This is a genomic window from Microbacterium sp. F51-2R (assembly GCF_052180235.1).
GTDB lineage: Bacteria > Actinomycetota > Actinomycetes > Actinomycetales > Microbacteriaceae > Microbacterium.
Map to the genome: position 1 here is coordinate 2,933,300 of NZ_CP197470.1, position 17,584 is coordinate 2,950,883.

27 protein-coding genes are annotated in these 17,584 nt (G+C 68.5%); 26 read left to right on the plus strand and 1 reads right to left on the minus strand.

The window, feature by feature from the left end; all coding sequences use genetic code 11:
- The first annotated feature begins 2 nt into the window (after positions 1 to 2).
- From rpsS to rplQ, 25 genes are all read left to right on the plus strand, one after another.
- Positions 3 to 284: a 30S ribosomal protein S19 gene (gene rpsS / locus ACSBPH_RS12810; RefSeq protein ID WP_018171448.1), complete on the plus strand. Its 282-nt coding sequence runs from the start codon at positions 3 to 5 to the stop codon at positions 282 to 284.
- Between the two features lie 26 nt (positions 285 to 310).
- The gene (gene rplV, locus ACSBPH_RS12815) at positions 311 to 712 is read left to right on the plus strand and encodes a 50S ribosomal protein L22 (protein ID WP_442574714.1); all 402 of its coding nucleotides are present in this window, start codon (positions 311 to 313) and stop codon (positions 710 to 712) included.
- A complete protein-coding gene (gene rpsC, locus ACSBPH_RS12820; protein WP_442574715.1) occupies positions 712 to 1,473 on the plus strand; it encodes a 30S ribosomal protein S3 in 762 nt (253 codons plus the stop codon). Before rplV ends, rpsC begins: the two co-directional genes overlap by 1 nt.
- Positions 1,473 to 1,892, plus strand: a complete 420-nt coding sequence (rplP, locus tag ACSBPH_RS12825; protein WP_133540925.1) for a 50S ribosomal protein L16 — start codon at positions 1,473 to 1,475, stop codon at positions 1,890 to 1,892. The genes rpsC and rplP overlap by 1 nt, the downstream gene beginning before the upstream one ends.
- Positions 1,892 to 2,206 (plus strand): 50S ribosomal protein L29, encoded by a 315-nt coding sequence (rpmC, locus tag ACSBPH_RS12830; RefSeq protein WP_442574716.1) that lies wholly within the window; start codon positions 1,892 to 1,894, stop codon positions 2,204 to 2,206. Before rplP ends, rpmC begins: the two co-directional genes overlap by 1 nt.
- Positions 2,206 to 2,541 carry a 30S ribosomal protein S17 gene (gene rpsQ / locus ACSBPH_RS12835; RefSeq protein WP_141881981.1) on the plus strand — a complete coding sequence of 112 codons (336 nt, stop codon included), beginning with the start codon at positions 2,206 to 2,208 and terminating at the stop codon, positions 2,539 to 2,541. The genes rpmC and rpsQ overlap by 1 nt, the downstream gene beginning before the upstream one ends.
- A gap of 34 nt (positions 2,542 to 2,575) precedes the next feature.
- Positions 2,576 to 2,944 (plus strand): 50S ribosomal protein L14, encoded by a 369-nt coding sequence (rplN, locus tag ACSBPH_RS12840; protein ID WP_029145868.1) that lies wholly within the window; start codon positions 2,576 to 2,578, stop codon positions 2,942 to 2,944.
- A gap of 2 nt (positions 2,945 to 2,946) precedes the next feature.
- Complete coding sequence (gene rplX / locus ACSBPH_RS12845; protein WP_442574717.1) at positions 2,947 to 3,306, plus strand: 50S ribosomal protein L24; 360 nt, start codon at positions 2,947 to 2,949, stop codon at positions 3,304 to 3,306.
- Between the two features lie 2 nt (positions 3,307 to 3,308).
- Complete coding sequence (gene rplE / locus ACSBPH_RS12850; RefSeq protein WP_442574718.1) at positions 3,309 to 3,899, plus strand: 50S ribosomal protein L5; 591 nt, start codon at positions 3,309 to 3,311, stop codon at positions 3,897 to 3,899.
- Between the two features lie 111 nt (positions 3,900 to 4,010).
- On the plus strand, positions 4,011 to 4,409 hold the full coding sequence (rpsH, locus tag ACSBPH_RS12855; RefSeq protein ID WP_442574719.1) for a 30S ribosomal protein S8: 399 nt from the start codon (positions 4,011 to 4,013) through the stop codon (positions 4,407 to 4,409).
- 6 nt (positions 4,410 to 4,415) lie between these two features.
- Positions 4,416 to 4,952, plus strand: coding sequence for a 50S ribosomal protein L6 (rplF, locus tag ACSBPH_RS12860; protein ID WP_442574720.1), 537 nt, complete (start codon positions 4,416 to 4,418; stop codon positions 4,950 to 4,952).
- 2 nt (positions 4,953 to 4,954) lie between these two features.
- Positions 4,955 to 5,314: a 50S ribosomal protein L18 gene (gene rplR / locus ACSBPH_RS12865; protein ID WP_442574721.1), complete on the plus strand. Its 360-nt coding sequence runs from the start codon at positions 4,955 to 4,957 to the stop codon at positions 5,312 to 5,314.
- Positions 5,311 to 5,994, plus strand: coding sequence for a 30S ribosomal protein S5 (gene rpsE / locus ACSBPH_RS12870; protein ID WP_442574722.1), 684 nt, complete (start codon positions 5,311 to 5,313; stop codon positions 5,992 to 5,994). The genes rplR and rpsE overlap by 4 nt, the downstream gene beginning before the upstream one ends.
- Entirely contained in the window at positions 5,994 to 6,179 is a 186-nt protein-coding gene (gene rpmD, locus ACSBPH_RS12875; RefSeq protein ID WP_023954062.1) for a 50S ribosomal protein L30, read from the plus strand. The genes rpsE and rpmD overlap by 1 nt, the downstream gene beginning before the upstream one ends.
- Entirely contained in the window at positions 6,179 to 6,781 is a 603-nt protein-coding gene (rplO, locus tag ACSBPH_RS12880; protein WP_442574723.1) for a 50S ribosomal protein L15, read from the plus strand. Before rpmD ends, rplO begins: the two co-directional genes overlap by 1 nt.
- Positions 6,782 to 6,921: 140 nt before the next feature.
- Positions 6,922 to 8,247, plus strand: coding sequence for a preprotein translocase subunit SecY (gene secY, locus ACSBPH_RS12885; RefSeq protein ID WP_442574724.1), 1,326 nt, complete (start codon positions 6,922 to 6,924; stop codon positions 8,245 to 8,247).
- On the plus strand, positions 8,244 to 8,873 hold the full coding sequence (locus ACSBPH_RS12890) for an adenylate kinase (protein WP_442574725.1): 630 nt from the start codon (positions 8,244 to 8,246) through the stop codon (positions 8,871 to 8,873). The genes secY and ACSBPH_RS12890 overlap by 4 nt, the downstream gene beginning before the upstream one ends.
- A gap of 52 nt (positions 8,874 to 8,925) precedes the next feature.
- Positions 8,926 to 9,711, plus strand: coding sequence for a type I methionyl aminopeptidase (gene map, locus ACSBPH_RS12895; RefSeq protein WP_442577306.1), 786 nt, complete (start codon positions 8,926 to 8,928; stop codon positions 9,709 to 9,711).
- 12 nt (positions 9,712 to 9,723) lie between these two features.
- Positions 9,724 to 10,407, plus strand: coding sequence for a DsbA family protein (locus tag ACSBPH_RS12900; RefSeq protein ID WP_442574726.1), 684 nt, complete (start codon positions 9,724 to 9,726; stop codon positions 10,405 to 10,407).
- A 153-nt stretch (positions 10,408 to 10,560) separates the two neighbouring features.
- Positions 10,561 to 10,782 (plus strand): translation initiation factor IF-1, encoded by a 222-nt coding sequence (gene infA / locus ACSBPH_RS12905; RefSeq protein WP_133540897.1) that lies wholly within the window; start codon positions 10,561 to 10,563, stop codon positions 10,780 to 10,782.
- Between the two features lie 74 nt (positions 10,783 to 10,856).
- Positions 10,857 to 10,973: a 50S ribosomal protein L36 gene (rpmJ, locus tag ACSBPH_RS12910; RefSeq protein WP_138174654.1), complete on the plus strand. Its 117-nt coding sequence runs from the start codon at positions 10,857 to 10,859 to the stop codon at positions 10,971 to 10,973.
- Positions 10,974 to 11,139: 166 nt separating this feature from the next.
- Positions 11,140 to 11,514, plus strand: a complete 375-nt coding sequence (rpsM, locus tag ACSBPH_RS12915; RefSeq protein ID WP_442574727.1) for a 30S ribosomal protein S13 — start codon at positions 11,140 to 11,142, stop codon at positions 11,512 to 11,514.
- Between the two features lie 33 nt (positions 11,515 to 11,547).
- Positions 11,548 to 11,946 carry a 30S ribosomal protein S11 gene (rpsK, locus tag ACSBPH_RS12920; protein WP_056117708.1) on the plus strand — a complete coding sequence of 133 codons (399 nt, stop codon included), beginning with the start codon at positions 11,548 to 11,550 and terminating at the stop codon, positions 11,944 to 11,946.
- A gap of 145 nt (positions 11,947 to 12,091) precedes the next feature.
- Positions 12,092 to 13,081 carry a DNA-directed RNA polymerase subunit alpha gene (locus ACSBPH_RS12925; RefSeq protein WP_442574728.1) on the plus strand — a complete coding sequence of 330 codons (990 nt, stop codon included), beginning with the start codon at positions 12,092 to 12,094 and terminating at the stop codon, positions 13,079 to 13,081.
- A 75-nt stretch (positions 13,082 to 13,156) separates the two neighbouring features.
- Positions 13,157 to 13,789, plus strand: coding sequence for a 50S ribosomal protein L17 (gene rplQ, locus ACSBPH_RS12930; protein WP_442574729.1), 633 nt, complete (start codon positions 13,157 to 13,159; stop codon positions 13,787 to 13,789).
- A gap of 472 nt (positions 13,790 to 14,261) precedes the next feature.
- Here rplQ and ACSBPH_RS12935 read toward each other — a convergent pair whose 3' ends face one another.
- A complete protein-coding gene (locus ACSBPH_RS12935) occupies positions 14,262 to 16,304 on the minus strand; it encodes an acyltransferase family protein (RefSeq protein WP_442574730.1) in 2,043 nt (680 codons plus the stop codon).
- A 76-nt stretch (positions 16,305 to 16,380) separates the two neighbouring features.
- On the opposite strand from ACSBPH_RS12935, the gene ACSBPH_RS12940 reads away from it, so the two are divergent.
- Positions 16,381 to 17,427, plus strand: coding sequence for a GNAT family N-acetyltransferase (locus ACSBPH_RS12940; protein WP_442574731.1), 1,047 nt, complete (start codon positions 16,381 to 16,383; stop codon positions 17,425 to 17,427).
- Positions 17,428 to 17,584 lie beyond the last annotated feature (157 nt).

The following is a 17,584-nucleotide window of genomic DNA, read 5'->3' on the forward strand; positions in this document are numbered from 1 at the left end:
AGATGCCTCGTAGCCTTAAGAAGGGCCCCTTCGTCGACGAGCACCTGCTTCGCAAGGTCGTCGTCCAGAACGAAGCCGGTACCAAGAACGTCATCAAGACCTGGTCGCGTCGCTCGATGATCATCCCCGCGATGCTCGGGCACACGATCGCCGTCCACGACGGTCGCAAGCACATCCCTGTGTTCGTGACCGAGACCATGGTCGGCCACAAGCTGGGCGAATTCGCGCCCACCCGCACCTTCCGCGGCCACGTGAAGGACGACAAGAAGGGCCGCCGCCGCTGACGCGGTGGCGCATAGAGGAGAGAGAAATGGTGGAGTCCATCGCACGTGTGCGACACATCCGCGTGACCCCTCAGAAGGCTCGTCGTGTCGTCGCCCTCATCAAGGGCAAGCAGGCCCAGGAGGCGCTCGCGATCCTGAAGTTCGCGCCGCAGAGCGCGAGCGAGCCGATCTACAAGCTCGTCGCCTCGGCCATCGCGAACGCTCGCGTCAAGGCCGATCAGGTCAACGAGTACCTGGACGAGCAGGACCTGTACGTGGCCAACGCGTACGTCGACGAGGGCACGACGCTCAAGCGTTTCCAGCCCCGTGCACAGGGTCGCGCGTTCCAGATCAAGAAGCGCACGAGCCACATCACGGTCGTGCTCTCGACGCCGGAGTCCGCTGACGCGGTGCCCGCGGCCAAGACCAGCAAGAAGGCGAGCAAGTAATGGGACAGAAGGTCAACCCGTACGGCTTCCGCCTCGGCATCACCACGGACCACGTGTCGCGGTGGTTCTCGGACTCGACGAAGCCGGGCCAGCGCTACGCCGACTACGTCGCCGAGGACATCAAGATCCGCAAGCTCCTCCAGACGCAGCTCGACCGCGCCGGAGTCAGCAACATCGAGATCGAGCGCACGCGTGACCGCGTCCGCGTCGACATCCACACCGCCCGCCCGGGCATCGTGATCGGTCGCCGCGGCGCCGAGGCCGAGCGCATCCGCGCCGACCTCGAGAAGCTCAGCGGCAAGCAGATCCAGCTGAACATCCTCGAGGTCAAGAACCCCGAGGCCGACGCTCAGCTCGTCGCGCAGGGTGTCGCCGAGCAGCTCTCGGCTCGTGTGGCGTTCCGCCGCGCGATGCGCAAGGGTCTGCAGGGCGCGCAGCGCGCCGGCGCCAAGGGTGTCCGCATCCAGGTGTCCGGCCGTCTCGGCGGCGCCGAGATGAGCCGCTCGGAGTTCTACCGCGAGGGCCGTGTGCCCCTGCACACGCTCCGCGCGAACATCGACTACGGCTTCTACGAGGCCAAGACGACCTTCGGCCGCATCGGCGTGAAGGTCTGGATCTACAAGGGCGATCTCACCAACAAGGAGCTCGCACGCGAGCAGGCCAACGCGCCGAAGCAGTCCCGCGGTCGTGACGACCGTGGCGGCGACCGTCGCCGTGGCCCGCGCAACGAGGCCCCCGTGGCAGAAGGAGCGTCGGCGTAATGCTCATCCCCCGCAAGGTCAAGCACCGCAAGCAGCACCACCCCGGCCGTTCGGGCCAGGCCACCGGCGGCACGAAGGTCAGCTTCGGCGAGTTCGGCATCCAGGCCCTGACCCCCGCGTACGTGACCAACCGTCAGATCGAGTCCGCTCGTATCGCGATGACGCGTCACATCAAGCGTGGCGGCAAGGTGTGGATCAACATCTACCCCGACCGTCCGCTCACGAAGAAGCCCGCCGAGACCCGCATGGGTTCCGGTAAGGGTTCGCCCGAGTGGTGGGTCGCAAACGTCAAGCCGGGTCGCGTCCTCTTCGAGGTCGCCGGTGTCAACGAGCAGCTCGCTCGTGAGGCACTGACCCGTGCCATCCACAAGCTGCCTCTCAAGGCACGCATCATCAAGCGCGAGGAGGGCGACGCGTAATGGCGATCGGCACCAAGACGCTCGCTCCGAGCGAGCTCGACACGTTCGAAGACCAGCGCCTCGTCGAGGAGCTGCGCAAGGCCAAGGAAGAGCTGTTCAACCTGCGCTTCCAGTCGGCGACCGGCCAGCTCGAGAGCCACGGCCGCATCCGTGCGGTCAAGCGCGACATCGCGCGGCTCTACACCGTGATCCGTGAGCGCGAGCTCGGCATCCGTGCCACGCCCGCGCCCGTCGAGGTCACGACGAAGGCGAAGAAGACGAAGGCCAAGAAGGCGGATGCCGCTGACGAGGCCGTGAAGGAAGAGGCCGAGTGATGGCTACCGCGAAGAAGGCAGAGGCCGAGGTCGTCGAGACCACCGGTCACGAGTCGGCCGAGCACGACGTCCGCGACGCGAACGCCCGTGGCTACCGCAAGTCCCGCCGCGGCTACGTCGTGAGCGACAAGATGGACAAGACGATCGTCGTCGAGGTCGAGGACCGCGTGAAGCACCCCCTCTACGGCAAGGTCATCCGTCGGACGTCCAAGGTCAAGGCACACGACGAGGGCAACACGGCCGGCATCGGCGACCTCGTCCTCATCAACGAGACTCGTCCGCTGAGCGCCACCAAGCGCTGGCGCCTGGTCGAGATCCTCGAGAAGGCCAAGTAAGCCCTCGGGCCTGCTTGGAACCAAGGAGTAAGAAGTGATTCAGAACGAATCCCGCCTCAAGGTCGCCGACAACACCGGCGCCAAGGAGCTGCTCACGATCCGTGTGCTCGGCGGCTCCAACCGGCGCTACGCCGGCCTCGGCGACGTCATCGTCGCCACGGTCAAGGACGCCATCCCGGGTGGAAACGTCAAGAAGGGCGACGTGGTCAAGGCCGTCGTCGTCCGCACTGTCAAGCAGACGCGCCGTGCAGACGGCTCGTACATCAAGTTCGACGAGAACGCCGCCGTCATCCTGAAGAACGACGGGGAGCCCCGCGGCACCCGCATCTTCGGACCGGTCGGTCGTGAGCTTCGCGACAAGAAGTTCATGAAGATCGTCTCGCTCGCCCCGGAGGTCATTTGATCATGGCGAAGATCAAGAAGGGCGACCTGGTTCAGGTCATCTCGGGCGCCAAGCCCGAGCGCGGCGGAGACCGCGGCAAGCAGGGCAAGGTCCTCGAGGTCCTTACCGAGCAGAACCGCGTCATCGTCCAGGGCGTGAACTACGTCACCAAGCACAGCCGCGTGGGTCAGACCCAGCGCGGTACCAAGACCGGCGGCATCGAGACGTTCGAGGCCCCGATCCACATCTCCAACGTCGCGCTCGTCGACCCCTCGACCAAGAAGCCGACCCGTGTCGGCCACCGTGTCGAGGAGAAGACCAAGGACGGCGTGAAGCGCACCGTCCGCGTGCGCTACGCGAAGAAGTCAGGCAAGGAACTCTGAACATGAGCAGCACCACTGCCGTGGAGGCTGGCAAGATCCAGCCCCGCCTGAAGCAGAAGTACAACGCCGAGATCAAGAAGGCTCTGCAGGAAGAGTTCGGCTACGCCAACGTCATGCAGACGCCGGGCCTGGTCAAGGTCGTCGTCAACACCGGTGTCGGCGAGGCGGCTCGCGACAGCAAGGTGATCGATGGTGCGGTCGACGACCTCACCAAGATCACCGGTCAGAAGCCGATCGTCACGAAGGCCCGCAAGTCCATCGCGCAGTTCAAGCTGCGCGAGGGCCAGGCCATCGGCGCGCACGTCACCCTCCGCGGCGACCGTGCGTGGGAGTTCATCGACCGCCTGGTCAACCTCGCGCTGCCCCGTATCCGCGACTTCCGCGGCCTCTCGGGCAAGCAGTTCGACGGCCACGGCAACTACACCTTCGGTCTCCAGGAGCAGTCCGTGTTCCACGAGATCAACCAGGACAAGATCGACCGCGTGCGCGGTTTCGACATCACGATCGTCACCACGGCGACGACGGATGACGAGGGTCGGGCGCTGCTGCGTCACCTGGGCTTCCCGTTCCGCTCGGACGACGCCCAGGCCTGATCGACCACACCCCGCTCCGGTTCCCCGAGCACCTCGGGGAACCGGGGCAGTCATAGAAGGTCGCCTGTCGTGTAACGGCAGTCGAAACCTCTTGAACAAAGGAAAACGAAAATGACAATGACAGACCCGGTCGCAGACATGCTGACCCGTCTGCGCAACGCGAACTCGGCGCACCACGACTCCGTGTCGCTGCCGAGCTCGAAGCTCAAGACGCACATCGCCGACATCCTCAAGCAGGAGGGCTACATCGCCGAGTGGGCCGTCGAGGATGCCCGCGTCGGCCAGACCCTCACCCTGACGCTCAAGTACGGCCCGAACCGCGAGCGGTCGATCGCCGGCATCAAGCGCGTCTCCAAGCCCGGTCTTCGTGTCTACGCGAAGTCGAACGAGATCCCCAAGGTCCTCGGTGGCCTGGGCGTCGCCATCCTTTCCACCTCCTCCGGTCTTCTCACCGACCGTCAGGCCGAGCAGAAGGGCGTGGGTGGGGAAGTCCTCGCCTACGTGTGGTGATCTGACATGTCTCGTATCGGTCGTCTCCCGATCGACATCCCCGCCGGTGTGACCATCACGGTCGACGGTCAGGACGTCGCGGTCAAGGGCCCCAAGGGCGAGCTGTCGCTCACCGTGGCACGCCCCATCGAAGTCAAGGTCGAAGAGGGTCAGGTGCTCGTCACCCGTCCCGACGACGAGCGCTCCTCGCGTTCGCTCCACGGCCTGACCCGCACGCTCATCAACAACAACATCATCGGTGTCACCCAGGGCTACACCAAGGGCCTCGAGGTCGTCGGCACGGGTTACCGCGTGGCGCAGAAGGGCAGCTCGGTCGAGTTCGCCCTCGGCTTCTCGCACCCCGTCCTCGTCGACCCGCCCGCGGGCATCACCTTCACGGTCGAGGGCAACAACAAGCTCACCGTGAGCGGCATCGACAAGCAGGCCGTCGGCGAGGCGGCTGCCAACATCCGCAAGATTCGCAAGCCCGAGCCGTACAAGGGCAAGGGTGTGCGCTACGCCGGCGAGGTCGTTCGGCGCAAGGCCGGAAAGGCTGGTAAGTAACCATGGCTGTGAAGTCGAAGACCGACGCGCGTGCGCGTCGTCACGCCCGCCTTCGCAAGAAGGTCGTCGGCACCCCCGAGCGTCCGCGCCTGGTCGTCACGCGTTCGGCGCGCCACGTCTTCGTGCAGATCGTCGACGACAGCAAGGGCCACACGCTGGCCTCTGCCTCGACGCTCGAGGCCGACCTGCGCGCATCCGACGACGACAAGACGGCCAAGGCCCGCAAGGTCGGCGAGCTCCTCGCCGAGCGCGCGAAGGCCGCGGGTGTCTCTGACGTCGTGTTCGACCGTGGCGGCAACCGCTACGCCGGCCGTGTCGCGGCGATCGCCGACGGCGCCCGCGAGGGAGGTCTGAACCTGTGAGTGAGATCAAGGAGAACAACGTGACCGAGCAGGCTGCCACCGAGGCGCCGGCCGAGGCGGCTGCGACCACCGAGCGTGAGCGCGAGCCCCGCCGCGGCGGTCGCGAGCGCAACCCGAACCGCGACCGCGGCGGACGCGACCGTGCCGAGAGCCAGTTCCTCGAGCGCGTCGTCACGATCAACCGCGTGTCGAAGGTCGTCAAGGGCGGTCGTCGCTTCAGCTTCACGGCGCTGGTCGTCGTGGGCGATGGCAACGGCGTCGTGGGCGTCGGCTACGGCAAGGCCCGTGAGGTCCCCCTCGCCATCTCGAAGGGTGTCGAAGAGGCCAAGCGCAACTTCTTCCGCGTGCCCCGCGCCGGCGTCACCATCCCGCACCCCGTGCAGGGTGAGGCCGCGGCCGGTGTCGTGCTGCTGCGTCCGGCTGCCGCCGGTACCGGTGTCATCGCGGGCGGCCCCGTCCGCGCCGTCCTCGAGTGCGCCGGCATCCACGACGTCCTGTCGAAGTCGCTCGGCTCGTCGAACACGATCAACATCGTCCACGCGACGGTCGCCGCCCTGAAGCAGCTCGAGGAGCCCCGTGCGGTCGCCGCGCGTCGTGGCCTCGAGTTCGACCAGGTCGCGCCGGCCCGTCTCGTCCGTGCCGAGGCAGAGGCCGCGGCTGCTGCGAAGGCAGGTGTCTGATGGCTGCGCGTCTGAAGGTCACGCAGGTCAAGTCCAAGGTGAGCGAGAAGCAGAACCAGCGCGACACGCTGCGTTCGCTGGGTCTCAAGCGGATCGGCGACTCGGTCGTCCGTCCCGACGACGCGCAGACGCGCGGCTACGTCAAGACCGTCGCCCACCTCGTCAAGGTTGAGGAGATCGACTGATGGCTGAGAAGGCCGAGAAGAAGGACGAGGCGGTTCAGGCCGCCGAGCCCAAGAAGGCTGCCGCCAAGAAGCCGGCCGCCGAGAAGGCGCCCAAGGCCGCGAAGGCGGACGCCAAGGCTGCTCCCAAGAAGGACGCCGTGAAGAAGGATGCCCCGGCAGCCCGCCCCGGCGTGCTCAAGGTGCACCACCTCCGTCCCGTGCCCGGATCCAACACGCCCAAGACGCGTGTGGGTCGCGGTGAGGGCTCGAAGGGCAAGACCGCCGGCCGTGGCACCAAGGGCACGAAGGCCCGCTACCAGGTCAAGGTCGGCTTCGAGGGCGGCCAGATGCCGCTGCACATGCGCACTCCGAAGCTGCGCGGGTTCAAGAACCCGTTCCGCGTCGAGTACCAGGTGGTCAACCTCGACAAGCTCGCCGAGCTCTACCCCTCGGGCGGCGACGTCACCGTGAGCGACCTCGTCGCCAAGGGTGCCGTCCGCAAGAACGAGAAGGTCAAGGTGCTCGGCACCGGCGACATCGCGGTCAAGCTCACCGTTTCGGTCGACAAGGTCTCGGGTTCTGCCGAGCAGAAGATCGTCGCGGCGGGCGGTTCCGTCAAGTAGTACCCAGCAGGGGTCGGAGCGTGCTCCGGCCCCTGCTGTCGTCCCTGGCGTAACCCCTCGCAACGTCGCGGGTCCCGCTGGGTTACGCTGGTTGACGGTGCGCCCTGTCGCGTGCCGGCACCCCCTCTGGAGGCAAGCTCTTGTTCAGCGCAATCGCGCGGGTCTTCCGTACCCCCGACCTTCGGCGGAAGATCGCATTCACACTGGCGATCATCGCCCTCTATCGTCTCGGCGCGCACGTCCCGGCTCCGTTCGTGGACTTCCCGAACGTGCAGGACTGTCTGCGCGCGCAGAGCTCCGGCACCGAGGGCCTGCTGTCGCTGGTCAACCTCTTCTCCGGCGGTGCGCTGCTGCAGCTGTCGATCTTCGCGCTCGGCGTCATGCCGTACATCACCGCGACGATCATCGTGCAGCTGCTCCGCGTGGTGATCCCGCATTTCGAGACCCTCTACAAGGAGGGCCAGTCGGGTCAGGCCCGGCTGACGCAGTACACGCGCTACCTGACGATCGCGCTCGCACTGCTGCAGTCGACGACGCTCGTGACGGTGGCCCGCAGCGGCCAGCTGTTCGGCACGACCGGCATCCCCGCGTGCGAGCAGCTCCTCACCAACGACGTGTGGTGGGCGCAGCTGCTCATGATCATCACGATGACCGCCGGCACGGGCCTCATCATGTGGTTCGCCGAGCTCGTCACCGAGCGCGGCATCGGCAACGGCATGTCGATCCTCATCTTCACGTCGATCGCGGCGGCCTTCCCCGCGTCGATGTGGGCGATCTGGCAGTCCCGCGGGTTCGAGGTCTTCCTCCTCGTCCTGGCGGTCGGCGTCGTCGTCGTGGCGCTGGTGGTGTTCGTCGAGCAGTCGCAGCGGCGCATCCCGGTGCAGTACGCCAAGCGCATGGTCGGTCGTCGTACGTACGGCGGCACGAACACCTACATCCCGATCAAGGTCAACATGGCCGGCGTCGTGCCCGTCATCTTCGCCTCCTCGCTGCTGTACATCCCCGCGCTCATCGCGCAGTTCAACCAGCCTCAGGCAGGCCAGGAAGTGCCGGGGTGGGTCGCGTGGATCCAGCTCTACCTCGTGCGCGGCGACCACCCGCTGTACATGCTCCTGTACTTCCTGCTCATCGTCGGCTTCACGTACTTCTACGTCGCGATCACGTTCAACCCCGTCGAGGTCGCCGACAACATGAAGAAGTACGGCGGGTTCATCCCCGGCATCCGTGCGGGTCGTCCGACCGCCGAATACCTCGATTACGTGCTCACGCGCATCACGCTGCCGGGCTCGATCTACCTCGGCCTCATCGCGCTCCTCCCGCTCATCGCGCTGGCGACGGTCGGTGCCAACCAGAACTTCCCGTTCGGCGGCGCCTCGATCCTCATCATCGTCGGTGTGGGTCTTGAGACCGTGAAGCAGATCGACGCGCAGCTGCAGCAGCGACACTACGAAGGACTTCTGCGATGACCCTTCGTCAGGCTCAGGACATCGGCTCACGTCCCGTCCGCCTCCTGATCGTCGGACCCCAGGGCTCTGGAAAGGGCACGCAAGGCGTCCGCATCGCGGAGACGTTCGGCATCCCGGTCATCTCGACCGGTGACGTCTTCCGCGCGAACGTCTCCGAGGGCACGGAGCTGGGTCAGCAGGTCAAGAGCATCATCGACGCCGGTCAGCTCGTCCCCGACGAACTGACGAGCGCCGTGGTCCGCGATCGCCTCTCGCAGGACGACGCCGCGGCCGGCTTCCTCCTCGACGGCTATCCGCGCAACGTCGCCCAGGTCATGCACCTCGACGAGTTCCTCGAGGGCCGCGACGAGACGCTCGACGCCGTCATCGTGCTCACCGTCCCGCGCGAGGAGAGCATCGCCCGCCTCGCCAAGCGCGCGCACGAGCAGGGTCGCGCCGACGACACCGACGAGGTCATCGCCGCGCGGCTGTCGATCTACGAGACCGAGACCGCGCCGATCCTCGGCGTCTACGGCTCCCGCGGGATCGTCGAGGAGGTCGACGGCGTCGGCTCGCTCGACGACATCACCGCCCGCATCATCGCGGCGCTCGAGGCGCGCGGGCTCGCCCGCCCGGCCGCCGCCTGACGTGGTCTCGCTCCGCCGCTCGATCTACAAGTCGCCCGCCCAGCTGCGGTCGATGGTGGAGCCGGGCCTCATCACGGCCGCTGCCCTCGAGGCGGTGCGCGCGCTGATCGCGCCGGGCGTCACGACCGAGGAACTGGATGCCGAGGCATCCCGCATCATCACCTCGCGCGGTGCGCGCTCGAACTTCCAGCTCGTCCGCGGATACCGCCACACGATCTGCGCCTCGATCAACGAGCAGGTCGTGCACGGCATCCCCTCCTCCCGCGTCCTCGAGCCCGGTGACATCGTCTCGATCGACGCCGGCGCCGAGTACCGCGGCTGGAACGGCGACTCGGCCTTCACGGTCGTCGTGCCCGATCCGACCCGCCCCGACGTCGTCGCCGAGCGCGAAGAGCTGTCCCGCGTGACGGAGGGCTCGCTGTGGGCCGGCATCGCGTCGCTCGCGACGGCCACGCACCTCGCCGAGGTCGGCGTCGCCGTGCAGTCGCACATCGACGGGTCCGGTCACGGCTACGGCATCCTGCGCGACTACGTCGGCCACGGCATCGGGCGCAAGATGCACGAGTCGCCCTCGGTCTTCAACTACCGCGTGTCCGATCCGGGGCCCGAGATCCGTCCCGGGCTCGCACTCGCGATCGAGCCGATGGTCGTCATCGGCGATCAGGCGACGCGCGTCGAAGACGACGGCTGGACGGTTTCCACCCTCGACGGCACCGCCGGTTCCCATTGGGAACATAGCGTCGCCGTGCACGATGACGGTATCTGGGTGCTCACGGCGCCCGACGGCGGCAAAGCGGGTCTCGCGCCGTTCGGCGTGACGCCCGTGCCCGTGGCTTAGAAGGAGAACGCGATGGCTCAGAAGCAGCAGCGCAAGGTCAACTGGTTCGCGATCTGGATCAGCATCGGCGTGGTCGTCGCGCTCGTGGTCGTCGCGGCGCTGGTCGTGTGGATGAACTCCGCCTCGTCCGGCCCGGGGGAGACGCCGAAGGCGTCCAACATCAACTCCGAGACGGGCGCCATCAGCGTCGGCGAGGGCTCGAACACGCTCGACACGTACATCGACTTCATGTGCCCGATCTGCAACCAGTTCGAGCAGAGCTACGGCGAGACCATCCAGGGCCTCGTCGACGACGGCTCGGTCACGCTGAACATCCACCCGATCTCGATCCTCGACCGGGCCTCGCAGGGCACGGAGTACTCGACGCGGGCCGCGAACGCGATGTACTGCGTCGCGGCGGCGGATGCCGAGGCATCCGTGCCCTTCATGAAGGCCATGTACGAGAATCAGCCGCAGGAGGGCTCGACGGGCCTGACCGACGAGCAGATCCTCGGCATCGCGAAGACCGTCGGCGTGACGGGCATCGACGACTGCGTCAACAGCGGCCGCTACTCGAAGTTCGTCGCGACCATGACCGAGAAGACCCCCGTCAAGGAGGGCGCCTCGGGCATCGGCACGCCGACCGTCGTGCTCAACGGCGAGATCGTCGACCTGACCGGCGACCCCCAGGCCGACATCGTCAACGCCCTCCAGTAGCGGGCGAGCCGACCGCGGAGGCGGCGAGTTGCCGGAGGGTTCGGCATAACGTACACTTGATCTTTGGTGCTTTGCGCCTTTGTCGGCGTGTCCGAGCACCAAAATCCCATCCACCGCAGACCGACCGGTCTGCAATACAGCGATAGCGAGCGTATGGCGAAGAAAGACGGCGTCATCGAGATCGAAGGCGTGATCACCGAGGCGCTGCCCAACGCGATGTTCCGCGTGGAGCTGAGCAACGGGCATAAGGTCCTCGCCACGATCTCCGGCAAGATGCGGCAGAACTACATCCGCATCATCCCCGAAGACCGCGTGGTCGTGGAGCTCAGCCCCTACGACCTCACCCGCGGACGCATCGTCTACCGCTACCGCTAGACCGGTCGAGAAGTAACGCCCCGCACGAGTCCGGAAGGACGCGTGCGCCCGGCGAAGACAGCGAAACAGGAATCATGAAGGTCAACCCCTCCGTCAAGCCCATCTGCGACCACTGCAAGATCATCCGCCGCCACGGCCGCGTCATGGTGATCTGCAAGAGCAACCCGCGTCACAAGCAGCGCCAGGGCTGACGCGTCGGCGGCGCTCGGCCACTCCGGCGCCGCCGCCCCGCGAACTCACAACTCAATACGAAAACAGGCAGGATCAGATCCCGCTCGCGAGAGCGGGGGACACCTCGGGGCGGAGGCCCGGGCACCGATCCTGCTCCACACCTCCACCTACTCCTAGGAGAGCCGCATGGCACGTCTCGCCGGCGTCGACATCCCGCGTGACAAGCGCGTGGTCATCGCCCTGACCTACATCTACGGCATCGGCCGTACCCGCTCGAACGAGATCCTCACCGCGACGGAGATCGACGAGAACGTCCGCGTCAAGGACCTCACCGACGACCAGCTCGTCGCGCTCCGCGACTACATCGAGGGGACCTACAAGGTGGAGGGTGACCTTCGCCGCGAGGTCGCCGCCGACATCCGCCGCAAGGTCGAGATCGGCTCCTACGAGGGTCTGCGCCACCGCCGCGGCCTCCCGGTGCGCGGGCAGCGCACGAAGACCAACGCCCGTACCCGCAAGGGCCCGAAGCGCACGGTCGCCGGCAAGAAGAAGGCGCGCTAAGGCGCGGCCCCCAGGGTTTAGGAGAGCAAAGCAATGGCACAGGCCAAGACCGCCGCGCGCAAGCCGCGCCGCAAGGAGAAGAAGAACATCGCGCTGGGCCAGGCCCACATCAAGTCGACGTTCAACAACACGATCGTCTCGATCACCGACCCCTCGGGCGCTGTCATCAGCTGGGCCTCGTCGGGCGGCGTGGGCTTCAAGGGCTCGCGCAAGTCGACGCCGTACGCCGCCGGCATGGCCGCGGAGTCCGCTGCCCGCCAGGCGCAGGAGCACGGCGTCAAGAAGGTCGACGTCTTCGTGAAGGGCCCGGGCTCGGGTCGCGAGACCGCGATCCGCTCGCTCCAGGCCGCCGGCCTCGAGGTCGGCTCGATCCAGGACGTCACCCCGCAGGCCCACAACGGCTGCCGTCCCCCCAAGCGCCGCCGCGTCTGATCTTCCGGAGCCGGGGCACCCACCAGGGTGCCCCGGCTACCGCACGTTTCCGGATGCCTCGGCACGAGGCATCCGCCGAGAAAAACTCAACACCTCACTCACCGCACGTGTCATATAGCGGGCACGTGATCGAAAGGAACACATAGTGCTCATCGCACAGCGTCCCACCCTGACCGAGGAGAAGATCGGGGAGTTCCGCAGCCGTTTCATCATCGAGCCGCTGGAGCCCGGCTTCGGTTACACGATCGGCAACGCGCTGCGTCGCAGCCTCCTCTCGTCGATCCCCGGTGCGGCCGTCACCTCGATCCGCATCGACGGCGTCCTCCACGAGTTCAGCACCATTCCCGGTGTCAAGGAGGATGTCACCGAGATCATCCTGAACATCAAGCAGCTCGTCGTCTCGAGCGAGCGCGACGAGCCCATCACCGCCTACCTGCGCAAGACGGGTGCCGGTGAGGTCACGGCCGCCGACATCTCCGCTCCCGCAGGCGTCGAGGTGCACAACCCCGAGCTCGTCATCGCGACCCTCAACGACACCGCGAAGTTCGAGCTCGAGCTCACGATCGAGCGCGGCCGCGGCTACGTCTCGGCGACGCAGAACCGCAACGAGTACGCCGAGGCCGGTCAGATCCCGATCGACTCGATCTACTCGCCGGTGCTCAAGGTCAGCTACCGCGTCGACGCCACCCGTGCGGGTGAGCGCACCGACTTCGACAAGCTCGTCCTCGACGTCGAGTCGAAGCCCTCGATCGCGCCCCGCGACGCCGTCGCGTCGGCCGGTCGCACCCTGACGGAGCTCTTCGGCCTGGCCCGCGAGCTCAACGTCGAGGCCGAGGGCATCGAGATCGGCCCCGCGCCGGTCGAGACGGTCCTCTCCAACGAGCTGTCGATGCCGATCGAAGACCTCGATCTGTCGGTCCGCTCCTACAACTGCCTCAAGCGCGAGGGCATCAACACGGTTTCGGAGCTCGTCGCCCTGTCTGAGACGCAGCTCATGAACATCCGCAACTTCGGTCAGAAGTCGGTCGACGAGGTGCGCGACAAGCTCACCTCGCTCGGTCTGTCGCTCAAGGACTCGGTCCCCGGGTTCGACGGCGCGCACTTCTACGGCGGCTACGACGACGAGACCATCTGATCGGATGCCGCAGCCCGGCGGTGACGCCGGGCCCAGGCATCCTTCAGTCCGACTTTCCCCACTGGAGTAATTGATATGCCCAAGCCCACGAAGGGTCCCCGCCTCGGAGGCGGCCCCGCCCACGAGCGCCTGCTGCTTGCCAACCTCGCCGCGGCGCTGTTCACGCACAAGTCGATCCAGACGACCGAGACGAAGGCCAAGCGCGTTCGTCCGCTCGCCGAGCGCCTGATCACGTTCGCCAAGCGCGGCGACCTGCACGCGCGTCGCCGCGTGCTCTCGGTCATCGGTGACAAGGAGGTCGTGCACGTCCTCTTCACCGAGATCGCGCCGCTCGTCGCCGACCGTGAGGGCGGCTACACGCGCATCACCAAGATCGGCAACCGCAAGGGCGACAACGCCCCCATGGCCGTCATCGAGCTCGTCCTCGAGCCCGTGACCCCGAAGGCCAAGTCGGCCAAGAAGTCGGCTCCCGCCGCCGCCGCGCCCGCCGCTGCTGCGTCGGACGCTTCGGATGACGCCGCCGAGGACGAGGCCACCGAGGCCGTCGCCGAGAACGACGAGTCGACGGATGCCGCGGACGAGGTCGCTGCCGACAACACGGACGCCGCTGACGCCGGCGCCGCCGACGCCGGCGCCGAGTCGCCCGAAGAGGGCGCTGCCGCTCAGGGCGCAGCCGACGACGCGGTCGTCGACGAGAAGTCCGAGTAAACCCGATACTCGGACGCCGGGAGCAAGACCCGGCACCCTTGCACCGCGAGACCCGCGAGCCCCTGTGGCTCGCGGGTCTCGCCTTTTTCTGCCCTCTCTCACCCCAACGTCCGAGCGACGAGTTCGTACGTACTCGTCGAGTGCACACGGCAACTGCGCCGCGAACGTGTGGTTTCGGCGACTTCGTACGTACTCGACGGGCGGGGTGGGGGAACGGCGGCAGCGGGACAGATGCCGCGACAGGCGTGGCAGTCAGCGCCGGGCGGCGAGCTATCCCTCCTTCACCCCGTCCGCGTGACGAGTTCGTAGGTACTCGTCGAGTGCACACGGCAACTGCGCCGGGAACGTGTGGTTTCGGCGACTTCGTACGTACTCGACGGGCCGGGTGGGAGAACGGATGCCCGGGGGGACGGATGCCGGGGGCAGGCGCCGCGGCGCCGGGCCACGTGACGCGCCGGGGGCACGAGTCGAGTCAGCGCTGGGCGGGGAGGGTCAGGCGCAGCAGCACCTGGGCCCAGCGGTCGACCTGGAAGACCCGCATCGCGCGATCGGCCTCGGCGCGCGCGACGGCGTCGGCGACGGCATCCGCGAAGATGCGACCACCCGCGGCGCCGGGGTGGATGTGGTCGCCCGCGAGGAGGTCTTCGTGGCCGGCGATGGCGCCCGCCCAGTCCGCGACGACCGTGCCGGGGTGCGACGCGGCGAACGCGTCGAGGTCGGCGTTCACGCCGGGGATCCACTCGCGAGGCGCGAAGGCATTGACGAGCACCAGGTGGCGATCAGGTCCGACGATCCGCGCCATCTTCTCGAGCGATCCCTGATCGACGGGGCCGTTCGTGCCGAGCGCCAGGACGACGAATGACCGCAGGCTGCCGCTGTCGGCGAGAGTCTGAAGGATGCCGGGGCCCGCCCACGTCGAGCGCGAGACCGCCGCGTCGATCTGGATCCCGGGGAAGCGCTCGAGCAGCGCGGGAGCCGAGGCGAGCATGACCGAGTCGCCGACGGCCGTGATCTGGTCGCCGGTCACCAGCGTCGGGGACGGCGAGGGCACCGCGGCTCCGGCGGTCGCGCGGCCGGGGGATCCCGCCGGTGCGGACCCCGCGACCTCAACCCCGGCACCCGCTTGTTCCCCGGCACCCGCCTTATCCCCGGCCCCCGCACCGCCCGCACCTGCACCCGCCGCGCCCGCTCCCGCCCCACCGCGAGCCGCGCGCTCCGCGTCAGCCGCCCGGGCCTCGGCCGCGGCAAGCGCGTGGGCGCCCGCGGCGACGGCGGCCTCGCCCGAGGTCGTGTCGGGGGCGACGGCGATCGCGGCGGACGTGCCGCCGAGCATGGCCGCCGCGACCGCGACGGCGGCGATCGCGCCGAAGCGGGCGCTCGGCGTGCCGGCCAGACGCCGGCCGAGGCCGGCCGCCGTGGCGCGGAAGCCGCGGCGGCGGATCGGCGTCTCGACGAAGCGGTACGACACCTCGGCGATGACCAGGGTCAGGCCGAGTGCGGCGACGCCGCTCCACACGGGCACGGCCGTGGCCGTGGCGCCGGCGGCGGCGAGGAGCAGGACGAGGATCGGCCAGTGCCACAGGTACAGGCCGTACGACCGCGCGCCCACCCACGCCAGGGGCGCGGCGTCGAGGGCCGGGCCGAGGCGCGACGCGGGCCACACCGAGGCGACGATGACGATCGCGGTGAGGAGGCTCGCGGCGAGGAGCGCGCCGGGGAAGGACGCCGCGGTGTCCGACGCAGGGATCGTCGCAACGGCGACGATGCCGGCCGCGGCGACGGCGCCCGCGAGGGTGAGCCCGCGGCGCAGGCGAGGACGCAGCATCCATTCCCGGGGTGAAGACAGCGGTCGCTGCAGCAGGAAGGCGAGGGCGACGCCGAGCAGGATGCCGAAGGCATGCGTGTCGGTGCCGAAATACGCGCGCGTGAGGTCGGCGCCGGTCGCGACGAGGACCGCCATCCAGCCGGCCGAGAGGGCCCCGAGCGCGAGGGCGACGGCGGCGCGCCACCGGGCGCGGGGGAGCAGGAGGAACAGCGGGAGAAGGAGCGGCCACAGGACGTAGAACTGCTCCTCGACGGCCAGCGACCACACGTTGCGGAAGAGCTCCGGCGTCGCGTCGGCGAAATAGCCCGTGCCGCCGGCGATCGACGTCCAGTTGTAGCTGAAGGTCGCCGCCCCCAGCACCTGCTCGCCGAGCCGCACGAGGAGGTCGCCGCCGATCAGCCAGGCGACGGTCGCGCACGACATGACCACGAGTGAGAGGGCGGGCAGGAGGCGCCGGGCGCGGCGTCTCCAGAAGTCGGCGAGGTCGATGCGGCCCGAGGCATCCTTCTCGCGCAGCAGCAGCGCCGTGATGAGGAATCCGCTGATGACGAAGAAGACGTCGACCCCGACGAACCCGCCGGCGAGCGGTGATCCCGGGAAGAGGTGGTAGATCACGACGAGGCCGACGGCCACCGCACGGAGTCCGTCGAGTCCTGCGAAACGGGGCATCGATCGGGCGTCGTCAGTCATAGTCACGAGGTAGCGGGGGCTTGTGGCGCCCCTCGAGTCTAAGCGCTCGTCGCGGGCCTCCCCGTAGGCTGGCCGGATGAGCGAGACCCCGCCGACCCCGTCCGCACCCCTCGCCGAGCGGGTGGGCGCCCCCGCCGAGATCGCGCCGCCGCGGCATCCCGACGTCGCCTCGTGGCGGCCCGCGACAGAGGCCGACCTCGACGACATCATGGAGCTCATCCGCGCCGCCGACGCCGTCGACCACCCCCGCTGGACGACCCCGCGCGAAGACGTCGTCGAGACCTTCGTCGCGGAGCACATCGACCCGTCGCGCGACACGATTCTGGGGACGGATGCCGCGGGCCGCGTCATCGCGGTGGGCGAGGCCATGGTGCACCCCTCCCGCGACGTGCATCTGCACGCCTACCTCAGCGGTCGCGTGCACCCCGAACTGCGCGGTCGCGGGATCGGCCGCGAGCTCATGCGGTGGGAGCACGAGCGCGCGCTGCAGCAGATCGTCGAGGCCGGCGTGGAGCTGCCGGCCGCCGTCTACGTCTACGCCGAGGAGGGCGACATCGGCGCGCGGCACCTCGCGGAGCGCCGCGGTCTCGCCGAGGAGCGGTGGTTCTCGTCGATGGTGCGCGACCTTTCGCTGCCGATTCCCGAGGTCGAGGCATCCGGAACCGAAGACATCGCGATCGTCGCATACTCGCCCGAGCGGAGGGAAGCGGCGCGGCTCGCGCGCAACGACGCGTTCCGCGATCACTGGGGGAGTCTCGCGACGCCCCCGGAGCGGTGGGCCCGCTTCATCGAGGGAGGGCTCGTGCGGCCCGATCTCTCGCGCCTCGTCGTCGAAGGCGACCGGGTCGTCGCGTTCGCGATCGGCTCGGTGAACGAGGAGGACTGGCCCGTGCAGGGCTACTCGAGCGTCTACATCGACCTCATCGGCGTCGTGCGCGACCGGCGCGGGCGCCGGCTCGCGCCCGCCGTCATCACGGCGCTGCTGCGGGCCGCGAAGGACGCGGGGCTCGACAAGGCCGTGCTCGACGTCGACACCGAGAGTCCGACGGGCGCCAACAGCCTGTACGGCAACCTCGGGTTCGAGGCGACGGAGCGGATGGTCGCGCTGGTCCAGCACTTCTGATCGGCGGGATGCCGCGGCCCGCGCGGGCTCGAGGGTGCGGCGCGTCAGGCGGCCGAGGGCTTCGAAGCCACGGCTCGCGCTGCGCCGCGGCATCCCTCATCACAACTGCACCACGAGTCACAGGAGCCTCTATCGGCTCGTGAGTGGGTGCCGCTAT